We start from the raw sequence: 13,990 nt of genomic DNA on the forward strand, positions 1-13,990 counted from the left end.
AGTTCAGGAAAGCTGAAGGATGAGCCGATGGATCGCCTGCGCGCCTTCGAGGTTTTTGCGACCGTGGTGGCGCGCGGCAGCTTTGCCCGCGCCGCCGATACGCTCGCGACATCGCCGGCCAACGTCACCCGTTACGTGTCCGAGCTTGAGGCGCATCTCGGCACCCGGCTGCTCCATCGCACCTCGCGCCGGGTCTCGCTCACCGAGGCCGGAGAGGCGCTGTACGAGCGCGCGCGGACGATCATCGACGACGTGGCCGAGGCGGAAGCCGCCGCCACCGCGCGTGCCGCGGGGGCGCGCGGGCGCCTTCGCATCAACGCGCCGCTCGTGTTCGGCATTCGCCATCTCGCCCCCCTCTGGCCGCGTTTCATGGCGATCCATCCCGAGGTGGAACTCGACATCGCGCTGACCGACCGCGTGGTCGACATCGTGGAAGAGGGCTACGATCTGGGCATCCGCATTTCGCGCGGCGGTTCGCAGGCCTATGTGTCGCGCAAGCTGGCGACCTCCCGTAACATCCTCTGCGCTTCACCCGGCTATCTCGCGAGGCATGGCGCGCCGCACGATCCGGAAGCCCTCGCCGACCACGGTTGCGTGATCTACGGCTATGCTCCGGAACCGGACGTCTGGACCTTCCTCGACCAGGACGGGCGCGAGCGCCGCGTTCGCGTCGGTGTCCGGCTACGCACGAACAGTGGCGACACGGCGCGTTCGGTCGCCCTTGCCGGCGAAGCGATCACCTGGCAGCCAAGTTTCCTCATCGGCGACGATCTGCGCAGCGGCGCGCTCGTCGCCTTGCTCCCCGGCTTCAGCCTGCCGGACATCGACATCCTCGCGCTTTACGCCAGTCGCCGCCATCTCTCGGCCAAAGTAAGGCTGATGGTCGATTTTCTGAGCGAGGCGTTTCGTGGAACGCCCTCCTGGGAACGGACGTAACCGCCACATTGTGGGTTGAGGGGGTCGGCTTCCGCTGCCGAACGCTCTAGCGTGGGATGAGATGAAGACCGTCCGTATCATTTGCTCGGTTGGCATCCTCCTGTTGGCATCGGTGGTCGCGGCTCTGTGGTGGTCGCGCATGCGCGTGGCGACCGCGATCGTCGATCGCAGGCTGGCCGCCGCCGGGGTCGGCGGCAGCTACCGGATCACGCGCATCGGCCCGTTCCTCGAGCGGATGGAAGATGTCCGCATCGGCGACCCGGCGCATCCCGATCTGATTGCGCGGCGGATCGACGTCGCGATCGGCTATAGCCTCCGCGGCCCGCACGTGAGCGGCGTCGCGGTCGACGGAGCGCGGTTGCGCGCGACGCTCAAGCCCGATGGGCTCCATCTCGGGGCGCTGGACCGCCTGATGCCGCGATCCTCGCGCGGCGGCGCGGCGATGCCCGATCTCGGGGTGGCGATATCCGACGGACGGCTGGCGCTCGAAACGCCGAACGGCAGTCTCGATGTCGCGTTGCAGGGTCAGGGCAATCCGGCCCGGCGGTTCCGGGGCACGGCAAAGGTCGAGGCGCAGGCGCTGCGCCTCGCCTCCTGCGCGCTCGGCCGAACCGAGGCGACGATGGCGATCGCGGTCGACCAGGGCGAGCCGCGCACGCGCGGGATCGTCGCGATCGGCACGGTCGCCTGCCCCGGCGTCCGGCTCGGTGCGGGGAGCGCGCGGGTGGATGCAGCGTCGAACCCGGCCTTCGATCGCGTCGCGCTCACCGCAGGGCTCGACGGGTTCGGCGGCTCTGCCGGCCCAAGCCGCTTCGCCGCCATTGACGGCCCGGTCGGCGCGAGCGGCATGCTCGGCAAGCTGGGCGTCACGGCGCGGCTGGGGGTCGACCATTTCGCAACGCCGATTCTGTCCCGCAGGCTGGCCGCAGCCGGATCGTTGCCGCAGGGCCTGCCGATCACCCCGGCCGTCCAGCGGGCGCAGCGGGCGTTCGTGCAGTTGCTGAGCGATGCGCGCGCCGAGGCACGGGTGGATGCGGCGATCACCGGCGAACAGGTCGCGGTGCGCCTGCGTGAGGCATCGCTTCAGACAGCCGCTGGTTCGCTCGGCATAGCCGAGCGCGGCGGTATCGCGTGGGGCCAGGCAGGCTGGCAGGCGGACGGCGACATCAGCCTTCGCGGCACCGAGCTTCCGACGGCGGATTTCCGGTTGCGCCAGGCTGCCCCCGGCGCACGTCTGACTGCCATTGGCCAGATTGCGCCCTACGGTGTCGGCGCATCGCAGCTCGCTCTGCCGGCCGCCCGACTGGATTGGGACCGGAAGCGTGTCCGCTTCGACATCGACGCCGTGATCGACGGGCCGATTGGCGGCGGTTTCGTCGCGGGTCTCGACCTGCCGTTGCAGGGGACGATCTCCGACGACGGTGCTTTTCTCGTCGGTCAGGGGTGCCAGCCCGTCGGCTTCCGCGCGCTGAGACTGGCTGGCTTCAGCTTCGGCGCAGCGCGGACGACATTGTGCGGTCGGCCGTTATTCGCCGGGAGTGCGGGCACGCTGGACGCGACGACCGGGCCGATCCAATTGGCCGGACGCACTGCAGGCGGCGAGCGCGTGACGCTCGACATCCAGCGCGCGCATCTGTCCGAACGCGGGTTCGAAGCGGACGCGCTCGCTGCCGAGCTGGGCGACAGCCGATTGCGGATCGCCACTCTCACCGGCACTTTGGGCGGCACGATCAGCGGCGACTATTCCGGCGCGGAAGGCGCCATCGCCCACGTCCCGCTGCTCCTGTCCGAAGGTGTGGGCAAATGGACGCTCGCCGACGGGTCGCTCGACCTCGCCGGCAGCCTCCGGGTCGCCGATGCCGCGGCGAGCCCGCACTTCCTGCCGCTCGTCACCGACGACATGCACCTGACGCTGCGCGACGGAGCGGTCACGGCGAGCGCAATCCTGCGCGAGCCCAAATCGCGGGTGGAAGTCACCAGCGTATCGCTCAGCCATCGCCTTGCGGACGGGGTCGGCCACGCCGCACTCGCCGTTCCGGGGATCACGTTCTCGCCCAAGGGGCTTCAGCCGGAGATGCTGACGCCGTTGACGTTGGGCGTGATCGCCAACGTCGCCGGCACCGTCTCGGGCGAGGGGCGGATCGAGTGGTCGGGCGGCAACGTCAGCAGCACGGGCTCGTTCGGCACCGACAAGCTCGATCTCGCCGCCGCTTTCGGGCCAGTTTCCGGCGTGAAGGGGCGGATCGACTTCACCGACCTGCTTGGGCTGGTCAGCGCACCCCATCAGGCGCTGACGATCGCCGAGACCAACCCCGGTGTCGCCGTCATCGACGGCGTCGTCCATCTCCAGCTCGTCGCCGGCAATCGCGTCGCGATCGAGGATGCGCGATGGCCGTTCGCCTCGGGCAGCATCCGCCTCGATCCGGCCACGCTCGATTTCGGCGCCGATGCCGAACGCCGCCTCACCTTCCGGGTCGACGGGCTCGATGCGGCGTCATTCGTCCAGCAGCTCGATCTTCCCAATCTGGCGGCAAAAGGCAAATTCGACGGCGTGCTGCCGATGATCTTCGACAGCAACGGCGGACGGATCGAGGGCGGCTCGCTCGTCGCGCGGCCCGGCGGCGGGACGCTCGCTTATGTGGGCGAGCTTTCCCAGGCCGAGATCGGCACGATGGGCAAGCTGGCGTTCGACGCGCTGAAGGCGATCCGCTATTCCTCGCTCGAGCTTCGTTTCGACGGGCGGCTCGACGGGGAGATGATCAGTCAGGTCAATTTTACCGGGGTCCGCGAAGCGACGCCCGAACGGAGCCTCCTCGCGCGCATGATCCAGAACCTGCCGTTCCGCTTCAACATCCGCATCCGGGCGCCGCTGCGCGGCCTGCTCGGTTCGGCGCGGTCGTACATGGATCCGCGCCTGCTGCTCACCCAGCCCGCGACGCCGACGACCACGGCCGACGTTCAGCCTCCGGCAAGCGGCCCCGTGCGATGAAGGCTGCATGCTTGACGCTGACGCGTTCGGATGCGAGCCCATGGGGCGTGATGCGCTGGTTTACCCTCGGTTTCGGTCTGGCATTGGCAGGATGCGTGACGGTGAAGGCTCCCGACAAACCGATCGAGATCAACCTCAACATCAGCGTCAAGCAGGAGGTCGTCGTCAGCCTGAAGAAGGATGCCGAGGACTTCGTCAACAGCAACCCGGATCTGTTCCCGAAATGACGAACCGCAACCCTCTCCTGATCGCCCTCGCCTCGCTGGCGATGCTGACGCTGACGGCCCCCGTCGCCGCCCAGATGGACAATGAGGTCGAGGCCGCATTGGACAATGGCGCGGTAGGCGAGCAGGCCGACGGCTATCTCGGCTTCGCCCGCGCGCCGGTGCCGGGGCTGAAGGCGAAAGTGGACGCGATCAACATCAAGCGGCGCGAGGGCTATACCCGCGTCGCCCAGGCGAAGAACGTGCCGATCGAGGCGTTCGCCGCGTCGATCGGCTGTCACACGCTCGCCGGGCTGAGGACGGGCCGTGCGTATAGCGTCAGCGGCGCGTGGGCGACTAAGGGTTCGGCGGCGATCACGCTCCCCGCGCAATGCGGCGGCTGATTTCGGTTCGAGCCAAACGCTTTTCGTAGGACTTCATGAGCGTTTGTCGGCGCGTCACGGGTGACCGCGTCGCGCCAGCGCGATGCCCGCAAGGTTCTTCGATCGGGCGACCTGCTTCAGCGTGACGTGGGGTATCGCCGCCACGGCATCGCGGAACGCCGCGAGATGCGGTTGGAGATGTGCGCTGCGGCAACGCTGGCGACCTGCCGCCTGGGCGACCACCAAGGCGGAATCGCCGACGAACAGGGCGTCCGTCACCCCGGCAGCGCAGGCCAGTTCCACCGCATAACGGAGCGCGAGCCACTCGGCCTCGTTATTGTCCCCACTGCCGAGATCGCACCGATAGTGCGCCTCGCCATGGCTCACGACCATGATCTCCATCGGGCCCGGATTGGGCTGGCAACCTCCGTCGAAAAAGAAGGTGGGGCGCCGGATCATCCGCCGGCCCTAACGCTTCGCGCCATTCTTTCCCACCCGCTCGCCGGACCTCGCGGCATGCAATGCCGTCGTTCGGCAAGCGCGGTCGACGCTTGCACTCCCCGGCAACCATCGGCACACGGCCAGCCCGTTGCCCGGGAGACAGGATATGGCGAGCAGCTCGATCGGCCTTGATTTCGGGACGACCAACAGCGTCGTGGCGCTTGGCCGCGACGGCGCCTCCGATCTGCTCGCGTTCGACACGCCCGACGGCAGCATCCCGATATTCCGCTCGGCGCTCTGCTTCTGGCATGACGACGCGATCAAGAACGGGTTGGCGTCGGAGGCCGGCCCGTGGGCGATCGCCGAATATCTCGAATATCCGACCGACAGCCGCTTCCTCCAGTCGTTCAAGACGGTCGCGGCGAGCGCAAGCTTTGAGCGAGCGACGATCTTCGGGAAGCGCTTCGAGTTTGAGGATCTCGGCCGCCTGTTCCTCGATCGGATGACCGGCCATGCCGGTGGCCAGCTCGACTCCCGGCAGCCGTGCATCGTGGTCGGGCGGCCGGTCGAATATGCCGGTGCGCGGCCTGACGAGGCGCTGGCGCGCAAGCGCTACGACGCGATGTTCAAGGCGTTCGGCACCGAAATCCATTATGTCTACGAGCCGCTGGGCGCCGCCTACAGCTATGCCGCGCGTCTCGAGGAGCCCGCCACGATCCTCGTCGCAGACTTTGGCGGCGGCACCAGCGACTTCTCGGTCGTGCGGATCGGTGCGCGGGGCGAGACACCGCGCTGCGTGCCGCTCGCGCACGCCGGCGTCGGCATCGCCGGCGACCGCCTCGATTACCGGCTGCTCGACCGGCTCGTCCTGCCGATGCTTGGCAAAGGCAGCCAGTATCGCTCGTTCGACAAGCTGCTGGAAATTCCTGGCACCTGGTTCAACGACTTCGCCGACTGGTCGCGCCTCGCGCTGATGCGCAACCCGCGGACGATGGCTGAGCTGGACCGCCTTCGCCGCACGGCGGTCGACGGAGACGCGATCACCCGCATGATCGCGGTGATCGAGGGCGAGCTGGGCTATCCGCTGTACGAGGCGGTCGGGCAGACCAAGCGCGCCTTGTCGACCGCCGACACCGCCGCGTTCCGATTCGAAGGCGGCGGCCTGAAGATCGAAGCGGACGTCGACCGCACAGCATTCGAGGCGTGGATCGCGGCCGATGTCGCGCAGATGGAGCGTGCGGTCGATCGTGCGCTCGACGCCGCCAGGCTCGACGCAGCCGGCATCGATCGCGTGTTTCTAACCGGAGGAACCTCGCTCGTGCCATGTATTCGTCGCATCTTCATCGAGCGTTTCGGCGAAGCGAAGATCGAGAGCGGCGGGGAACTGACCTCGATCGCACACGGCCTGGCGCTGATCGGGCTCGAGGACGACGCCGCGGCCTGGGCCGCCTAGGATCCGCGTCGCCGACGACCGGATGTCAGAAGGTCTGGCTTGGGCGGCGGCGTCCACCCGGACGGCGGCTCCATCCGCTGCTGGCTGGTCCCAAGGCCCATCGCGCCCGGCCGCTGGCGCATCAATCCGGCGACATCGGCTTCCTCGGCTTCGCCGGCCGTCGCGCCGCCCCTGATCAGGTTGATCCTGTCGCGCAGCCGCTTGGCCTCCTCGAAATCGAGGTCGCGCGCCGCCGCTTCCATCTTCACGCGTAGCGTCTCGATCGTATCGGTCATGCCTGCCTCAACGCGCGTGCGGTCGTTTCGATCGACGGCAGGCATCGCATCCATTCATCGGCCGGTTCGTTGGTCTGATGGCGTCGATGTACGCCAGGGAGAATCGAATGTTGAAAGCGATCGCCGCTGCCGTGCTCGTCTGCGTGAGCGTTGCCAGTGTTACGCCCGCCGAGGCGCGCGTGTGCCGCAACAGCCACGACAAGCATTTCCATTGCCACAAGGTCGTCGCGCCGAGGGTCAATTTGAAGGCGAAGCATCCGGTGAAGGTGGAACGCTGCCGCGGCCAGGTCGGGCGCTTCAATAACTGCTGAATTGCCGGGTGCGGTATCTCACGATGCCGCACCCGATTTCGGCATCAATTGGCTCGATCGCGCGAAGCACTGCCCGTCGTTCAGCGATGACCGGCCGACTGCCGTTCCGGTATCGAAAATCGCCCAACTGACGAAGACGGAACGGTAAAGCGGTCGGCGGCTCCTGCTTGCCTGCTGGGATGGTGGCCCGACTTGGGCTATCCTGCGGCGATAACAATAGGAGAGAGAGTCGTGGATCAGATCATGCTGGACGCCGCGCCGGACGTCGCCGAAGCGCCGCGGGAGCCCGCGCTGCGCTCGCCGTTCAAGGCGCGCTACGGCAATTTCATCGGCGGTGCGTTCGTCGATCCGGTCGAGGGTCGCTGGTTCGACAATGTCTCCCCGATCACCGGCGGCAAGGTCTGCGAGATCGCCCGTTCCGGCGCCGCCGACGTCGAGAAGGCGCTCGACGCCGCGTATGCCGCCAAGGACAGCTGGGGCCGCACCAGCCCCGCCGAGCGCGCGCTGATCCTCAACCGCATCGCCGATCGGATGGAAGAAAAGCTCGGCATGCTCGCGCTCGCCGAGACGTGGGACAATGGCAAGCCGATCCGCGAGACGACCGCCGCCGACCTGCCGCTGGCGATCGATCATTTCCGCTACTTCGCCGGCTGCATCCGCGCGCAGGAAGGCGGCATCTCCGAGATCGACCACGATACGGTCGCCTATCATTTCCACGAGCCGCTGGGCGTCGTCGGCCAGATCATCCCGTGGAACTTCCCGATCCTGATGGCGGTGTGGAAGCTCGCCCCCGCGCTCGCCGCGGGCAATTGCGTGGTTATTAAGCCGGCCGAGCAGACTCCGGCCTCGATCATGGTCCTCGCCGAACTGATCGGCGATCTGCTGCCGGCGGGCGTGCTCAACATCGTCAACGGTTTCGGGCTGGAGGCGGGCAAGCCGCTTGCGTCGAGCCCGCGCATCGCCAAGATCGCCTTCACCGGCGAGACCACCACCGGCCGCATGATCATGCAATATGCCAGCCAGAATCTGATCCCGGTGACGCTGGAGCTGGGCGGCAAATCGCCCAACATCTTCTTCGCCGACGTCGCGTCCGAGGATGACGACTTCCTCGACAAGGCGCTCGAGGGCTTCACCATGTTCGCGCTCAACCAGGGCGAGGTCTGCACCTGCCCGAGCCGCGCGCTGGTGCACGAGAGTATCTACGACCGCTTCATGGAGAAGGCGCTCAAGCGCGTCGAGGCAATCGTCCAGGGCAGCCCGCTCGATCCCGCGACGATGATCGGCGCGCAGGCCTCGTCCGAGCAATTGGAGAAGATCCTCAGCTATATCGACATCGGCAAGCAGGAAGGCGCCAAGGTGCTGACCGGTGGCAAGCGCGCCGATCGCGGCGGGGCGCTGAGCGACGGCTATTATGTCGAGCCGACCGTGTTCGAGGGGCATAACCGGATGCGCATCTTCCAGGAGGAGATTTTCGGGCCGGTCCTGTCGGTCACCACCTTCAAGGACGATGCCGATGCGCTCGCCATCGCCAACGACACGCTCTACGGCCTCGGCGCGGGCGTGTGGACGCGCGACGGCACGCGCGCCTATCGCTTCGGCCGTGCGATCCAGGCCGGGCGGGTGTGGACCAACTGCTATCACGCTTACCCCGCGCATGCGGCGTTCGGTGGTTACAAGCAGTCGGGCATCGGGCGCGAGAACCATCGCATGATGCTCGACCATTATCAGCAGACCAAGAACATGCTGGTCAGCTACAGCCCGAAGAAGCTGGGCTTCTTCTGATGGGTGCGCCGCCTCGCGTGCGCGCCACCGAGGCGGCGTCGGCCCTGCTTGGCGAGATCGTCGCCGAACATGGGCCGGTCCTGTTCCATCAATCAGGCGGCTGCTGCGACGGCTCCTCGCCGATGTGCTACCAGCAAGGCGAATTCCTGATCGGCGATCACGACGTGCTGCTCGGCCGTGTCGATCGAATGCCGGTCTATATCGGCGGCCAGCAGTTCGCGCTGTGGCGGCATACCCAGCTGATCCTCGACGTCGTGCCCGGCCGGGGCGGCATGTTCTCGCTGGATAACGGGCGCGAACGGCGTTTCTTGACGCGCTCGCGCGCATTCGACGCCGGTGAACTCGACGCCCTCGACGCGACCGCGCAACCCGTCCCCTGAGGTTGGTCCGGCGCGCATCTGAGTTGCGTCAGCGGCTGATCTCATCGGCAACCGATATGATGGACTGACGCATCCAGCGGTGCGCCGCCTGGTCCTCGAAGCGGCCCTGCCAGACCATTACCGACATGCAGGGCTTCGACGCGAACGGGAGGTCGACGATCTGGACGGAGTAAGCGCGCCTGAATTCCTCGGCGACGTGGCGCGCGACGATCGCGATCATGTCCGATTGGGTCAGTACCGCACCGGCAGCGAGATATGGCACCTCGAATTGCGTGGTTCGTGTCAGCCCGGCAGCGTCGAGCAGATCCTCGATGAAGCTGAGATCGTCGCCGCTCGAGGAGATCGCAAGTTGCGGCAGGCCGGCAAACGTCGCGAGATCGAGCTCGGTCTTGAGTATTGGATGACCCCGCCGCACGACCCCGACGAACTCGTCCTCAAGCAGCTTGTGCGAGTGAAATCGGGATAGCCGGGGGGTATGCGCGACCAGCGCAAGATCGAGCTCGCCCCGATCGAGCATGTCGGCGACATCCAACGTACCGCTGGGCCGGAAGCGAAACTGCAGGTTCGGCGCCAAGGCGCGGGCGCGCTGGATGATCGGCGCGACCAGCGCGACCGCCGCATAATTATTGACGGCGATGATGAAGCGCTGTCGCGCATCTTCGGGGACGAACTCTTCGGCCTCCAGGGCGGTCCGCAGATCCAGGAGCGAGCGACGCACCGGCTCGGCAAGCCGCTCGGCAAGCGGCGTCGGAATCATCCCCTCGGACGATCGCACGAACAACTGATCCTTCGTGAGATGGCGCAGCCGATTGAGCGCGTGGCTCATCGCGGGCTGGCTCAATCCGAGGCGAGCTCCTGCGCGGGTGACGCTCCGCTCCCGCAGCACGGCTTCGAATACCACCAGCAGATTGAGATCGATCCGCATGTCGCATTGCTCTCCCAGATATGCATCTGATGCATGCATCAATTCCTATAATGAGTTGGATAGATGAGCAAGCTGCCGTCATCTCGTTTCAATGATCTCCAATCCGTCCACGCCTCTCCGCTGGCACTCGTTCGAAGCCCCCCCGGCGACCGAGACCCTCGCGCTCATCATCTGCGAGGCCGGATCTCTGCCCCATGCGAGGTCATTTGCCGCGCATTGGGCCAGTCTGGTGCCGGGCTGCGCATTTGCTGGCCTCGAGACAAACCTGGCGTACCGGCAGATCGCATTCGCACCCGTCCGCGAGCTGGTCGAACACGAAACGAAGCGGCTGGGGCTCGATCCTTTGCAGATCGTCCTGATCGGCTTCGGCATGGCCGGCCAACGTGCGCTCGATCTCGCGCTCTGCAATGTCTTGGGAAACGTCAGCGCGATCATCGTGGATCTGCCGCCCGACGGCGTCGTCGTCGGCCTGCCCCCGGCGCAAGGCGCCTTCAGGTTCGTCCAGCACCATCGTGACGCCGATCCGGACGGCCGGTTCTTCGAGGAGCTGATCCACACGCTTCGACGGTCGGCGATCGATATCCGGACGATGATCCTTCCCGTTGGCGTCGGGGCGACGGACCGCGCAATCCAGACCTTCCTCGTCGAGCTCGTCGCCCGCGCCAGCCGCTATCATGCGGTCGAGCGGAGCGGGCATGGCGTCTCATCGCGCGCCGGGGACCGCGCATGAACCGCATCGTCCGGATCGCGCTCGATCGCCCCTACAGCGTCGTCGTCCTTTCGATCCTGATCTTCCTGTTCGGGTTGTTCTCGATCTCCAAGTCGCCGATCGACATCTTTCCGGCCGTCAACGTGCCGGTGGTCAGCGCGGTGTTCAGCTATACCGGCCTGTCGCCCGACGAAATGTCCGGCCGCGTCGTCACCTATTACGAGCGCGCGCTGACGACGAGCGTGAACAATGTCGAGCATATCGAGAGCCAGTCGATCCCCGGCTACGGCATCATCAAGATCTATTTCCAGCCGTCGGTGAACATCAATGCCGCGCTGGCGCAGGTCGATGCCGCCTCGCAGACCGTGCTCAAGCAGATGCCCGCCGGGATCACGCCGCCGACGATCCTGAGCTTCGACGCCTCGAGCGTCCCCGTCCTCCAGCTCGCTTTGTCGAGCAAGACGCTGCCCGACACGACGCTCAACGACCAGGCATCGAGCTTCATCCGCCCGCAGCTTGCCTCGGTCGCGGGCGCCTCGATACCGCTGCCCTATGGCGGCAAGGTCCGTCAGGTGCAGGCCGACCTCAACCCGCAGGCGCTCCGGCAATATGGCCTGTCCGCCAACGACGTGTCGGCCGCGCTCGCCAACCAGAACATCATCACGCCGGTCGGCACGCAGAAGATCGGCAAGCTCGAATATACGCTGAAGCTGAACGACTCGCCCGACGCCATCGCCGCGTTCAACGATCTGCCGATCAAGACGGTGAGCGGCGCGACCGTTTACATGCGCGACGTCGCCTTCGTGCATGACGGCAATCCGCCGCAGACCAACGTCGTCCATGTCGACGGTCAGAATGCGGTGCTGCTCAGCATCATCAAGTCGGGCGCGAACTCGACCTTGTCGGTGATCTCGGGGGTGAAGGCGCTGCTGCCGCAGATCAAGGGCACACTGCCCGCCGGGCTCAACCTGCTCGCGACCGGCGATCAGTCGGTGTTCGTGACGAGCGCGGTGTCGAGCGTGGTGCGCGAAGGCGTCATCGCCGCCACGCTGACCGGCCTGATGATCCTGCTGTTCCTCGGCAGCTGGCGCTCGACATTGATCATCACCGTGTCGATCCCGCTGTCGATCCTCGCCTCGCTCGCCACGCTGTCGGCGTTCGGCCAGACGATCAACGTGATGACGCTCGGCGGCCTGGCGCTCGCGGTCGGCATCCTCGTCGACGATGCCACCGTGACGATCGAGAATATCAACGCCCATCTCGAGCGTGGCGAGGCCGTGCGCGACGCGGTAATCGCCGGCACCGAGGAGATCACCACGCCGGCCTTTGTCTCGCTGCTGTGCATCTGCATCGCCTTCGTGCCGATGCTGCTGCTCACCGGCGTGCCCGGCAACCTGTTCCTGCCGCTGGCGGAAGCGGTGGTGTTCGCGCTGATCGCCTCGTTCATCCTGTCGCGGACGCTCGTCCCGGCGATGGCCGACTGGCTGATCAAGGAGCCCGATCAGGAGAAGGAGCCGCGCTGCCGGATCGCGCGTGCGCTGGTGCGTTTCCAGCGCGGCTTCGAGGCCCGCTTCGAGACGGTGCGGGCTTATTATGTCGGCCTGCTCGAGCTGGCGCTGGCGCACAGTCGCGCGGTCATCATCGGCTTCCTCGGCTGCTCGCTGTTGTCGCTGCTGCTGGTGACGCAGCTCGGCCAGGATTTCTTCCCGCAGCTCGATGGCGGCCAGATGCGCATCCACATGCGCGCGCAGACCGGCACGCGGATCGAGCAGACCACCAAGATCGCCGATCAGGTTGGCATCGCGATCCACCAGTTGCTGCCGCAGGGCGAGGTCGCGGGCATCGTCGACAATGTCGGCCTCAGCGTCAGCGGCATCAACATGGCCTATGACAATGCCGGCACGATCGGCAACGAGGACGGCACGATCTCGGTGACGCTGTCGCCCAAGCATGGCAGCACCGCCACCTATGTGAAGCTGCTGCGCGAGCAATTGCCGCGCCGCTTCCCCGGCGTGGAGTTCGATTTCCTGCCCGCCGACATGGTCAGCGAGATCCTCAATTTCGGCTCGCCCGCGCCGATCGACCTCCAGATCGTCGGCAGCGACACCGCGGCCAACCGCGCTTATGCCAATATCGTGCTGGCGCGGATCAAGGCGATCCCCGGCATCGCCGATGCGCACATCCAGCAGGCGTTCCAGCAGCCCCAGCTCAACGTCAACGTCGACCGCTCCTTCGCCGGGATGGTCGGGCTGACCGAGAAGGACGCCGCCAACGCGATGCTGACGACCTATGCCGGCAGCACCCAGGTCGCGCCGACCTATTGGCTCAATCCCAAGACCGGCGTGTCCTATCCGGTGTCGATCCAGACGCCGCAGCGCGAGGTCTCCTCGATCGACGCGCTGCGCAACACCACGATCACGCCGTCGGGCATGGCTGGCCAGGTTCCGCAATTGCTGCGCAACATGGCGACGATCGACCGTACCCCCGGCAACGCCATCGTCTCGCACTACAACGTGCGCACGGTGATCGACATCTATGCCAGCCCGCAGGATCGGGATCTAGGCGGCGTCGCGGCCGACGTGCAGAAGGTCATCAAGGATACCGCCCGGAGCCTGCCCAAGGGCGCGACTGCGACGCTGCGCGGCCAGGTTTCGACGATGAAGAGCGCCTATAGCCAGCTCTATGCCGGCCTTGCCGCCGCGATCGTGCTCATCTTCCTGCTGATCGTCGTCAACTTCCAGTCGTGGCTCGATCCGCTGGTGATCGTGCTCGGTCTGCCGACCGCACTCGCCGGCATGGCGTGGATGCTGTTCGCGACCGGCACGCCGCTGTCTGTGCCGGCGCTGACGGGCGCGATCATGTGCATGGGTGTCGCCACCGCCAACTCGATCCTCGTCATCGCCTTCGCGCGCGAGCATATGGCGACCGGCGAGGATGCGCTCGCCTCGGCGCGCGAGGCCGGCGCCGCGCGCTTCCGCCCGGTGCTGATGACCGCGACGGCGATGATCCTCGGCATGATCCCGATGGCGATCGAGCCGGGGCAGAACATGCCGCTCGGCCGCGCGGTCATCGGCGGCCTGCTGTTCGCCACCTTCGCGACGCTCATTCTCGTGCCGACCCTGTTCGCCGTCATGCACCGCAAGACGTCGCGCGAAGACCGGCACGACGCCGAACCTTCGCCTCCCCAGCCCGCTCATTCCTGA

General features: G+C 66.7%; 13 protein-coding genes. 10 read left to right on the forward strand and 3 right to left on the reverse strand.

Features of this window, described 5'->3' with window-relative positions; translation table 11 throughout:
• Positions 1-27 precede the first annotated feature (27 nt).
• From K8P63_RS12325 to K8P63_RS12340, 4 genes are all read left to right on the forward strand, one after another.
• The gene (locus tag K8P63_RS12325; RefSeq protein WP_223796324.1) at positions 28-936 is read left to right on the forward strand and encodes a LysR family transcriptional regulator; all 909 of its coding nucleotides are present in this window, start codon (positions 28-30) and stop codon (positions 934-936) included.
• A gap of 61 nt (positions 937-997) precedes the next feature.
• Positions 998-3,925, forward strand: coding sequence for a YdbH domain-containing protein (locus tag K8P63_RS12330; RefSeq protein ID WP_223796325.1), 2,928 nt, complete (start codon positions 998-1,000; stop codon positions 3,923-3,925).
• 50 nt (positions 3,926-3,975) lie between these two features.
• Positions 3,976-4,152: a YnbE family lipoprotein gene (locus K8P63_RS12335; protein WP_223799815.1), complete on the forward strand. Its 177-nt coding sequence runs from the start codon at positions 3,976-3,978 to the stop codon at positions 4,150-4,152.
• The gene (locus tag K8P63_RS12340; RefSeq protein ID WP_223796326.1) at positions 4,149-4,532 is read left to right on the forward strand and encodes a YdbL family protein; all 384 of its coding nucleotides are present in this window, start codon (positions 4,149-4,151) and stop codon (positions 4,530-4,532) included. The genes K8P63_RS12335 and K8P63_RS12340 overlap by 4 nt, the downstream gene beginning before the upstream one ends.
• 54 nt (positions 4,533-4,586) lie before the next feature.
• On the opposite strand, the gene K8P63_RS12345 is transcribed toward K8P63_RS12340, so the two are convergent.
• Positions 4,587-4,970 carry a reverse transcriptase-like protein gene (locus K8P63_RS12345; protein ID WP_223796327.1) on the reverse strand — a complete coding sequence of 128 codons (384 nt, stop codon included), beginning with the start codon at positions 4,968-4,970 and terminating at the stop codon, positions 4,587-4,589.
• A 148-nt stretch (positions 4,971-5,118) separates the two neighbouring features.
• Here K8P63_RS12345 and K8P63_RS12350 point away from each other — a divergent pair, with 148 nt between their 5' ends.
• Complete coding sequence (locus tag K8P63_RS12350; protein ID WP_223796328.1) at positions 5,119-6,405, forward strand: Hsp70 family protein; 1,287 nt, start codon at positions 5,119-5,121, stop codon at positions 6,403-6,405.
• Here the strand turns inward: K8P63_RS12350 and K8P63_RS12355 are convergent.
• Positions 6,402-6,680, reverse strand: a complete 279-nt coding sequence (locus tag K8P63_RS12355; RefSeq protein ID WP_223796329.1) for a UvrB/UvrC motif-containing protein — start codon at positions 6,678-6,680, stop codon at positions 6,402-6,404. The genes K8P63_RS12350 and K8P63_RS12355 overlap by 4 nt on opposite strands.
• A gap of 107 nt (positions 6,681-6,787) precedes the next feature.
• Here K8P63_RS12355 and K8P63_RS12360 point away from each other — a divergent pair, with 107 nt between their 5' ends.
• From K8P63_RS12360 to K8P63_RS12370, 3 genes are all read left to right on the forward strand, one after another.
• Entirely contained in the window at positions 6,788-6,991 is a 204-nt protein-coding gene (locus tag K8P63_RS12360) for a hypothetical protein (RefSeq protein WP_223796330.1), read from the forward strand.
• 243 nt (positions 6,992-7,234) lie between these two features.
• Positions 7,235-8,773, forward strand: coding sequence for an aldehyde dehydrogenase (gene adh / locus K8P63_RS12365; RefSeq protein ID WP_223796331.1), 1,539 nt, complete (start codon positions 7,235-7,237; stop codon positions 8,771-8,773).
• Between the two features lie 17 nt (positions 8,774-8,790).
• Positions 8,791-9,153 carry a DUF779 domain-containing protein gene (locus K8P63_RS12370; RefSeq protein ID WP_317629309.1) on the forward strand — a complete coding sequence of 121 codons (363 nt, stop codon included), beginning with the start codon at positions 8,791-8,793 and terminating at the stop codon, positions 9,151-9,153.
• Positions 9,154-9,181: 28 nt separating this feature from the next.
• On the opposite strand, the gene K8P63_RS12375 is transcribed toward K8P63_RS12370, so the two are convergent.
• A complete protein-coding gene (locus K8P63_RS12375; RefSeq protein WP_223796333.1) occupies positions 9,182-10,078 on the reverse strand; it encodes a LysR family transcriptional regulator in 897 nt (298 codons plus the stop codon).
• Between the two features lie 91 nt (positions 10,079-10,169).
• Between K8P63_RS12375 and K8P63_RS12380 the strand changes: the two genes are divergently transcribed.
• Together K8P63_RS12380 and K8P63_RS12385 are read left to right on the forward strand one after the other, a co-directional pair.
• Complete coding sequence (locus tag K8P63_RS12380; RefSeq protein WP_223796334.1) at positions 10,170-10,808, forward strand: hypothetical protein; 639 nt, start codon at positions 10,170-10,172, stop codon at positions 10,806-10,808.
• Complete coding sequence (locus K8P63_RS12385; RefSeq protein ID WP_223796335.1) at positions 10,805-13,990, forward strand: efflux RND transporter permease subunit; 3,186 nt, start codon at positions 10,805-10,807, stop codon at positions 13,988-13,990. The genes K8P63_RS12380 and K8P63_RS12385 overlap by 4 nt, the downstream gene beginning before the upstream one ends.

Origin of the sequence: Sphingomonas nostoxanthinifaciens (assembly GCF_019930585.1) — a bacterium.
In the GTDB taxonomy this organism is placed as follows: Bacteria; Pseudomonadota; Alphaproteobacteria; order Sphingomonadales; family Sphingomonadaceae; genus Sphingomonas_I; species Sphingomonas_I nostoxanthinifaciens.